General features: G+C 63.9%; 7 protein-coding genes. 2 read left to right on the top strand and 5 right to left on the bottom strand.

Annotated elements, in window-relative coordinates:
- Both WCE35_RS26965 and WCE35_RS26960 read right to left on the bottom strand, forming a co-directional pair.
- Window positions 1-1,773: stimulus-sensing domain-containing protein (locus WCE35_RS26965; RefSeq protein WP_424596356.1), on the bottom strand; the 1,773-nt coding region annotated here is incomplete at its 3' end.
- Between the two features lie 138 nt (window positions 1,774-1,911).
- The gene (locus WCE35_RS26960) at window positions 1,912-2,613 is read right to left on the bottom strand and encodes a response regulator transcription factor (protein ID WP_027541437.1); all 702 of its coding nucleotides are present in this window, start codon (window positions 2,611-2,613) and stop codon (window positions 1,912-1,914) included.
- A gap of 218 nt (window positions 2,614-2,831) precedes the next feature.
- Between WCE35_RS26960 and WCE35_RS26955 the strand changes: the two genes are divergently transcribed.
- Complete coding sequence (locus tag WCE35_RS26955; RefSeq protein WP_424596355.1) at window positions 2,832-3,566, top strand: HugZ family protein; 735 nt, start codon at window positions 2,832-2,834, stop codon at window positions 3,564-3,566.
- Between the two features lie 359 nt (window positions 3,567-3,925).
- A complete protein-coding gene (locus WCE35_RS26950) occupies window positions 3,926-5,542 on the top strand; it encodes a phosphoenolpyruvate carboxykinase (RefSeq protein ID WP_424596354.1) in 1,617 nt (538 codons plus the stop codon).
- Between the two features lie 142 nt (window positions 5,543-5,684).
- Here WCE35_RS26950 and rocF read toward each other — a convergent pair whose 3' ends face one another.
- From rocF to WCE35_RS26935, 3 genes are all read right to left on the bottom strand, one after another.
- Entirely contained in the window at window positions 5,685-6,656 is a 972-nt protein-coding gene (gene rocF / locus WCE35_RS26945) for an arginase (RefSeq protein WP_424596353.1), read from the bottom strand.
- A 215-nt stretch (window positions 6,657-6,871) separates the two neighbouring features.
- A complete protein-coding gene (locus WCE35_RS26940) occupies window positions 6,872-7,690 on the bottom strand; it encodes an acyl-CoA thioesterase (RefSeq protein ID WP_424596352.1) in 819 nt (272 codons plus the stop codon).
- Window positions 7,691-7,878: 188 nt separating this feature from the next.
- Window positions 7,879-8,830: glycogen/starch/alpha-glucan phosphorylase (locus tag WCE35_RS26935; protein ID WP_424596351.1), on the bottom strand; the 952-nt coding region annotated here is incomplete at its 5' end.

Raw genomic sequence — 8,830 nt, 5'->3', positions numbered from 1 at the left:
GGCGACCGTCGGCTTGCCGTCGGCGTCAGGGGGGCCTGCGCGATTTTCCGCCCAGATCCGCCCGCCATGCGCCTCGATGATCTGCTTGGAGATCGACAGCCCCAATCCGGAATTCTGACCGAACCCCTGATGCGGCCGGTCGGTGTAGAACCGCTCGAAAATCCGCTCCAGCGCATCCTCGCCGATGCCCGGCCCGTGGTCATCGACAACGATCTCGGTCCCGGACCGCACGCGACGGCAGGTGATGCGCACCTTGTCGCCGGGCTTGGAGAAGGATTGCGCGTTCGACAGCAGATTGGCGATCACCTGTCCGAGCCGCGAATCGTGGCCGGGCACCGAGAAGCTGTCGGTCGGACCTCGGCCTTCGAAGCGGACCTCGACCGCGATGTCGTGGCCGGGCCGGGTCTCGTTGGCGACCGAGGTCAGCGTCGTCAGCAACTTTCGCAGATTGACCGGTGCCATATCCTGCCGCTGCAATTCGGCATCGAGGCGGCTGGCGTCGGAAATATCCGAGATCAGGCGGTCGAGCCGTCTGACGTCATGCTCGATCACGGCAAGCAGCCGCGCGCGGCTGTTTTCGTTGCGCGCCAGCGGCAGCGTTTCCACCGCCGAGCGCAGCGACGTCAGCGGGTTCTTCAGTTCATGGGCGACGTCGGCGGCGAACATTTCAATCGCCTCGATGCGGCTGTAAAGCGCGTTGGTCATGCCGCGCAGCGCGCCCGAGAGATGGCCGATCTCGTCGCGGCGGCGGGTAAAATCGGGAATTTCGACGCGGGTCTGGATGCGGCGGCGGACGCGCTCGGCGCCTTCGGCCAGGCGCCGCACCGGGCCCGCGATCGTGCTCGCCAGCAGCAACGACAGCACGATCATGACCGCGGAGGCGACGCCGCCGACCTTCAGGATCGCCAGCCGCTCCGCGGTCACCATCTGGTCGATATCGTCTCCCTGCGTCGACAGCATCAGCGAGCCGCGCACGGCGCGGAATCGCTGCACCGGCACCGCGACCGAGACGATCACCTCGCCGCGCTGGTTGACCCGGACCATGCTGCTCTTCTGTCCGTTCAAGGCGCGCACGACCTCCTCATAGCCGTTGCCGCCTTCCGGCCCGAGTTCGCGATAGAGCGGCAGGTCACCGCGATTGAGCCAGGTGCGGATCGCGATCGTCGTCCGCTCGACCATGCCCGGCTTTCCGGCGGAAAGCGGCGGCAGATTGTCCCGCAACACCGCGTCGAGACTGCGGCTGTCCAGGATCAGCCCACCATTGGGATCGAAAATGCGGGCACGTGTCTTGGTCGGCGAAATCAACCGTCGCAACACCGGCGCGACCCGCTCCGGATTGATCGGAAAATCAAGGCCGGAAACTTCGTCGGGCGCGTTGTAGGTCTCGCCCGGCTTCAGATCGAGCAGCCGGTCGGGATCGACCGTGATGGTGCTGGTCTCAACGGTAGCGGAAGCCGCGATCGCGCCCGCGATGATCTCGGCCTGCACCAGCAGGCTTTGCGCACGCGCGTCGATCAGGCCGGCGCGGAATTGCGAGAGATAGAGAATGCTGGCCACCAGCGCCACGAGGCCGGCCAGATTGAGCGAGACGATGCGGCGGGTGAGGCTTGAGAAACTGAGCGCGAAGAAGAACTGACCGGCGCGGCGCAGCCAGCCAAGCGGCCGCAGCCAGCCCTGCTCGGGCGGGATCGCGTCGGCAATTCCAGTCTGATCGAGCGGCGCGGGCGCGTCCTCGGCGTTCAGGCCCTGGTCAGGCGGCGTTCGATCAAGCACGGGCAAAACTGCCGGTTGGTTTGAAATACGTCCAGCGATTCACATGGCCCTACGTGTCGCCCTGCTACCCTACCCCAAAGGCGCGGGTCATGTCAGTTGGCAAGCCTCGTCGGTTGGCAAGCTCGCGATCACCGCAGATCAGGCTTCCTTGAAGCGATAACCGACCCCGTAAAGCGTTTCGATCATCTCGAAATCGTCGTCCACCACCTTGAACTTCTTGCGAAGCCGCTTGATGTGGCTGTCGATGGTGCGATCGTCGACATAGACCTGGTCGTCATAGGCCGCGTCCATCAGCGCGTTGCGGCTTTTCACCACCCCGGGGCGCGTCGCCAGCGCCTGCAGGATCAGGAATTCTGTCACCGTCAGCGTCACCGGCTCGTTCTTCCAGGTGCAGGTGTGACGTTCCGGGTCCATCCGCAACAGGCCACGATCCAGCGCCCGTGCATCCGGCTCCTTTGGCACCGCCGTCGGATCCTTCGGTTGCCCGCGGCGGAGCACGGCTTTCACGCGTTCGACCAAAAGGCGCTGCGAAAACGGCTTGCGGATGAAATCATCGGCGCCCATTTTGAGGCCGAACAATTCGTCGATTTCTTCATCCTTGGAGGTGAGAAAGATCACCGGCAGGTCGGACTTCTGCCGTAGCCGCCGCAGCGTCTCCATGCCGTCCATGCGCGGCATCTTGATGTCGAGGATCGCAAGATCCGGTGGACTGGTGCGGAAGCCGTCGAGCGCAGACGCACCATCCGTATAGGTCATGATGCGATAGCCTTCGGCTTCGAGCGCAATCGAGACGGATGTGAGAATGTTGCGGTCGTCATCGACCAGGGCGATTGTGGGCATGAGCCTGCTTTCAGAATGAGAGTGGCTTAAACGACGGGCATTCCAGCGATGCGCCGTACAAATGGGCTTCCTAGGCGGTCAACGAGCAATGCAAGCTGGGCTGAAGTGTGACCGAGGTCCGCAAAAAACGCTATTCGCGGACAATGCATTCTACCCATATAGCACCCCCTTGGGCCGAGAAAAGGCCCTTTTTTGCAATAAGATGGCTGGACAGGACGATGCGACCCACCGTTGACTTTGACCCTTCCAGGCTGGCGCGGTCGCTATTGCGGCGCAGCCGGCAGGGCGCCCTGGCGACGTTGATGGCCAGCAGCGGTGATCCCTATTGCTCGCTGGTCAATATCGCCAGCCACGCTGACGGTTCCCCGATCCTGCTGATCTCGCGGCTGGCGCTGCATACCAGAAACCTCCTCGCCGATAGCAGGGTGTCGCTGATGCTCGACGAGCGGGCGGAGGGCGATCCACTGGAGGGCGCCCGGATCATGCTGGCGGGCCGGGCCGAGGAGGCCGCTGGAGAAGCCGCCAAGGTCCTGCGCCGGCGCTACCTCAACGCCCATCCGACCGCAGAAGCCTTTGTAGAATTTAGGGATTTTTCCTTCTTCCGGATTCACCCGTCGGGCGCCCATCTGGTCGCCGGCTTCGGCCGCATCGTCGATCTCACGCCCGGACAGTTCCTCACCGAGATCGGCGACGCCGAGGGGCTGCTGGACGCCGAGCAGGGCGCCGTCGAGCACATGAACCAGGATCATCGCGAGGCGATGAACCTGTATGCGACAAAACTGCTCGGCGCCGACGGCGCCGATTGGCGCTGCACTGGCTGCGACCCCGACGGGATGGACCTGCAGGCTGGCGCTCGCACGCTGCGGCTGGATTTTCCGGAGCGGGTCACCAGCGGGGTGGAGCTGCGCAAGATGCTGGTCCGGCTGGCGGCCGAAGCGCGCGCCCGGGCCTAATCACGCGAGGCCGGCGGTTCTGCCAACCCGTGGCGCTTGACAGCTCTGAGCAAGGCGCACGGCGCCGGGACTTTTTTCTTGTGCGTCGCACCAACGCAAGCGCCGTGCGAATCCGGACCATGATTGCGCGACCATCGGAATAATCGAGCCCCGCGTCGCAGCAAGGATTTGAGCCATATCAAGCGGCGGTGCCGTGGAATAAACCAAAATTTGCAAGATCGGCTTGGCAAGTCCGGCGTTGATCAGTAATAGGTCGCCGGACCGGGGCCATGGGTCTATACAATCGGCGGTCACCGCGGCAGGGGCGCGTTTAGCGGCATTCTCTCAATCGAGATACGCGGGTTCGAGGAGGATTCTTCGTGCAGGACACGGGCGTGCATAACGGTGCCTTTGGCGCCGACAAATTCGGCTTACAAAATCTCAGGGGCGTGAACTGGAATTTCGGCGCGCCTAAGCTCTATGAGCACGCGCTGCGGTCGGGTGAAGCCGTGCTTTCCGCCGACGGCGCCCTGTGTGCCGACACCGGCGTGTTCACCGGCCGCAGTCCGAAGGACAAGTTCGTCGTTCGCGACGCGACGACCGACAAGAACATGTGGTGGGCCGGCAACCAGGCGATCACCTCCGGGCAGTTCGCTGTGCTCTATGCCGACTTCCTCAAGCACGCCGAAGGCATGACGCTGTTCGCACAGGATCTCTATGGCGGCGCCGATCCGAGCCATCGGATCAGGACCCGCGTCTTTACCGAACTGGCCTGGCATTCGCTGTTCATCCGCACGCTCCTGATCCGCCCCGATGCATCGGAACTCTCAAGCTTCGTGCCGGAACTCACCATTATCGACCTGCCGAGTTTTCGCGCCGATCCCAAACGCCACGGCTGCAAATCCGAGAACATTGTCGCCTTCGACTTCGCCCGCAGAATCGTCCTGATCGGCGGGTCTTATTATGCCGGCGAGATGAAGAAGAGCGTGTTCACCACGCTGAACTATTACCTGCCCGAAAAGGGCGTGATGCCGATGCACTGCTCGGCCAATGTCGGTCCCGACGGCGACGCTGCGATCTTCTTTGGCCTTTCGGGAACGGGAAAGACCACGCTCTCGGCCGATCCGAAACGCACGCTGATCGGCGATGACGAGCATGGCTGGGGCGCGGACGGCATCTTCAATTTCGAAGGCGGCTGCTACGCCAAATGCATCAAGCTGTCCGGCGACGCCGAACCTGAGATCTATGCCGCCAGCAGGCGTTTTGGCGCGGTGCTGGAGAACGTGGTGCTCGACGAGAACACCCGCATGCCCGACTTCGACGACGGATCGAAGACCGAGAACACCCGTTCGGCCTATCCGCTCGATTTCATCCCCAACGCCTCGAGGACTGGCCGCGCCGGCCACCCGAGGAACGTGGTGATGCTCGCCGCCGACGCCTTCGGCGTGATGCCGCCGATCGCCAGGCTTTCGCCGGCGCAGGCGATGTATCACTTCCTGTCCGGCTACACCGCGAAGGTCGCGGGCACTGAGCGCGGCCTCGGCTCCGAGCCGCAGCCGGAATTCTCCACCTGCTTCGGTTCGCCGTTCTTGCCGCGCGACCCCTCGGTTTACGGTAACCTGTTGCGCGATTTGATCGCCAAACACGACGTCGATTGCTGGCTGGTCAACACCGGCTGGACCGGCGGCAAATATGGCACCGGCCGCCGCATGCCGATCAAGGCGACGCGGGCGCTGTTGACCGCGGCGCTGAACGGCTCGCTGCGCAATGCCGATTTCCGCACCGACAAATATTTCGGCTTCGCGGTGCCGACCTCGCTGCCCGGCGTCGAGCCGCATATCCTCGATCCGGTCAAGACCTGGGGCGACAAGGCCGAGTTCGACAAGACCGCGCGCGCGCTGGTCGGCATGTTCCAGAAGAATTTTGCCAAGTTCGAGGCGCAGGTCGATGCCGAAGTCCGTGCCGCCGCGCCGGACGTGAAGCTCGCGGCCGAGTGACCGGCAGGGTCATCCCGGGGCGCGCATAGCCCGAACCCGGATCTCGAAATCATCTGCTCCAGATTCCGGATCGGTCTGAACACCGACCGTCCGGAATGACGGGAAAAAGGGCGGCTCATTGAGCCGCCCTTTTTGCTCCACATCAGCCTCTCTCACCAGGCATTGTCGGGAAGACCGCGTTGGTCGGCGTCGGCCGGTCGGTGATCTCCTGGCCGAACAGGCTGCCGATCAACTCGACCGCGACGCGCGCGGTGCGGCCGCGCTCGTCGAGAAACGGGTTGAGCTCGACAATGTCGGCCGATCGCACCAGTTCCGAATCGTGCAGCATCTCCATGATCAGATGGGCCTCGCGATAGGTAGCGCCGCCCGGCACCGTGGTGCCGACGCCCGGCGCGATCGCCGGATCGAGAAAGTCGACGTCGAAGCTGACATGCAGCACGCCGTTCTGCGCCCGCACTCGATCGATCACCCGCCGGATCAACACGCCAACCCCATGCTCGTCGATCGCGCGCATGTCGGCGACGGCGACGCGGCGATCGCGAACGAGCTGCTTTTCCGGCGGGTCGATCGAGCGGATGCCGAACAGATCGAGCCGGTCTGGACTGATCGGCACGCGTGGCTGGTCGCCGAGCAGGCCGTCGAGACCGGGCTCGCCGCACAAAAACGCCGCCGCCATGCCGTGCATGTTGCCGGTGACGGTCGTCTCTGGCGTGTTGTAGTCGGCATGGGCATCGAGCCACAGCACGAACAGCGGCCGGCCTTGTTCCCGCCAGTAGCGCGCGACGCCGTTCACCGATCCCATCGACAGGCTGTGGTCGCCGCCCATGAAGATCGGGATGGCGCCGGAGCGGGCGAGCGCGAAGGCGCGCTCGCTGAGCACCCGGATCCAGGCCTTGACCTCGTGATAATATCTGGCATTCGCAGGCCGCGGATCGTCCGAAACCACGCTGGACATCGCCATGTCGCCGTGATCCTCGACGACAAATCCCAGTCGCCCGAGAACGCGCGCGATACCCGCCGTCCGCAGCGCCGCCGGCCCCATCAGCGTGCCGGACTGCGAGGCGCCGATCTCGATGGGAATGCCGAGCAAAGCTATTTTCGGAGTTTTCGACATGCGGGCTTCCGACATCGGGCGCAACCTTCAGGAAAATCGCAGGACAGGCAAAGCCACCGGGCCGCGCAAATGCGTGATGACAGGCTCCGCGTGCCTACCATTCGAGATGATGATTTGGATAGATGGGGCGCGGCGCAACGCGCGCCTTGACCCATCCTTCTACCCTTCTTTCGATCATTTGGGCGACCGAACTGAAGCAATGCTCGCTGGTTCCGCTACGCCTTGAAATACGCAATCTGCGTCGTGGTCGCGAGCAGGCGCCCGGAGGGCGACCACAATTCGCCGTTCTGGTCGCCGTAACCCGTGTGAAAGATTTTTGCGTCGGCTACCGCCAGCACGTGGGCGATATCTTCCGCCACCAGATCGGCGGCGTCGGCGTGGAAGTAGGTCGTCAGCGACACCGTGCCGAACGGCACCAGCTCGCGTTTGGCGTGAAAGATGCGGCCGAAGAACGCGTCCGACATCGCCACCAGCGACAGCACATCGATCTTTCGCGGCACGCGGTCGCCGATCCAAAATTTGGAAAACGCGTTCGGCGGCGCGGCGGTTGCCATGCTGCCGAATTTCGGTTCGCCCTCGACGAAGCGAAAATCATACTGCTTGACCCATGGTGCCGCGACCTTGGCATAAGGCAAGGTCTGTTCGAATGGCGAAGCTCCGGGAAATTGCGCCGGCTGATGCGACCATGACGGACGGCGCTCGGCGAATACGGCGGTCGCAAGCGTCGCGACATCGCCGCCACCCTGCGTCAACTCAACGCACCAATGCTGCGTCGAGCGGTTGGCCTTGACCAGGCGAACGTCAAGGTCGAAGGCGCCTTGCGCGATCGGCGCGCAGTAGTTGACGGTGAGCGACAGCGGATCGCCGGCCCGCTGCGGGTGATCGACCAGCGCCCGCAGGATGGTCGCGGCCGTAGCACCTCCGAACGGGCCGACAAACGCCCAGTAATCGTCGCTGGTCCGCCCCTGCCAGCGGCTGTCGCCGGCGGTGACTGTTGTGGCGTCGTCGAACAGATGTGGGGTCTTTGTCAGCATCGGATTCCTCGGAATGCAATCGGTGTATCGCCCGTCATGGCGAGGAGCGTACGCGACGAAGCAATTCAGCCTTCCTTCCTGGACTTCTGGATTGCTTCGCTGGCGCTCGCAATGACGCGGCTGCCGTCACGCGCAGTATCACGGCAATCTTGCCAAATTCAATGACGTCAGGGGTAATCGTGCCCACGTCACCGCGTCACCCCGCGCTGCGTGCCCGGCGCCTGCGACGCGCGCGGTGAGATCGGATGCACCGGCACGTTCCAGATATCCTCGGCATATTCGCGGATGGTGCGGTCGGAGGAGAACCACGGCATGCGCGCGACATTGAGGATGGCGGCCCGCGTCCATGCCGGCGTCACTTGCCAGCGCGCGTCGATGCCGCGCTGGGCCTCGTAATAGGAATCGAAATCGGCGCAGACCATGTAATGGTCGCGATGGCGCAGCACCTGCCCGATCGATTCGAACCGCGCCGGCTCGCCGGGCGAGAATTCGCCGCTCTCGATCGCGCCGATCGCGCGCGCGAGCCGCGGCGAGCGGCCGATCACGTCGCCAGCGTCAAGCCCCTGCTTGCGGCGGACCATGACGTCGCCGGCCTCCATGCCGAAGATCGCGATGTTTTCCGCGCCGACATGGTCGCGGATTTCGATATTGGCGCCGTCCAGCGTGCCGATGGTCAGCGCGCCGTTCAGCGCCAGCTTCATGTTGCCGGTGCCGGAGGCTTCCATTCCCGCGGTCGAGATCTGTTCGGAGAGATCGGCCGCCGGAATGATCAATTCGGCCAGGCTGACATTGTAGTCGGCGAGGAACGCGACCTTGAGCCGTCCGGCGATCGCGGGATCGTTGTTGACGATCTCGGCGACGTCGTTGATCAGCTTGATGATCAGCTTGGCGTAGCGGTAGCTTGCCGCCGCCTTGCCGGCGAAGATCTTCACCCGCGGCACCCAGTCGCGCTCCGGGTGGCTGCGGATCTGGTCATAAAGCGCGACCGTCTCGACCAGATTGAGCAGCTGCCGTTTGTATTCGTGGATGCGCTTGATCTGAACATCGAACAGGGCATCGGGATTGAGCCGCACGCCAGTCAGGTCTTTGAGGTGAGCCGCAAGCGCGACCTTGTTGCTGCGCTTTACCTCGGCAATACGC

It is taken from the genome of Bradyrhizobium sp., from assembly GCF_049691595.1.
Taxonomy (GTDB): Bacteria; Pseudomonadota; Alphaproteobacteria; order Rhizobiales; family Xanthobacteraceae; genus Bradyrhizobium.
The sequence above is the reverse complement of the archived record's forward strand: the minus strand, read 5'-3'. Positions and strand labels throughout refer to the sequence as shown.

Bases quoted from the DNA above. Each gene is read 5' to 3' on its own strand.
- WCE35_RS26960 (WP_027541437.1), bottom strand. From the start codon at position 2,613: ATGCCCACAATCGCCCTGGTCGATGACGACCGCAACATTCTCACATCC.
- WCE35_RS26955 (WP_424596355.1), top strand. From the start codon at position 2,832: ATGCGACCCACCGTTGACTTTGACCCTTCCAGGCTGGCGCGGTCGCTA.
- rocF (WP_424596353.1), bottom strand. From the start codon at position 6,656: ATGTCGAAAACTCCGAAAATAGCTTTGCTCGGCATTCCCATCGAGATC.
- WCE35_RS26940 (WP_424596352.1), bottom strand. From the start codon at position 7,690: ATGCTGACAAAGACCCCACATCTGTTCGACGACGCCACAACAGTCACC.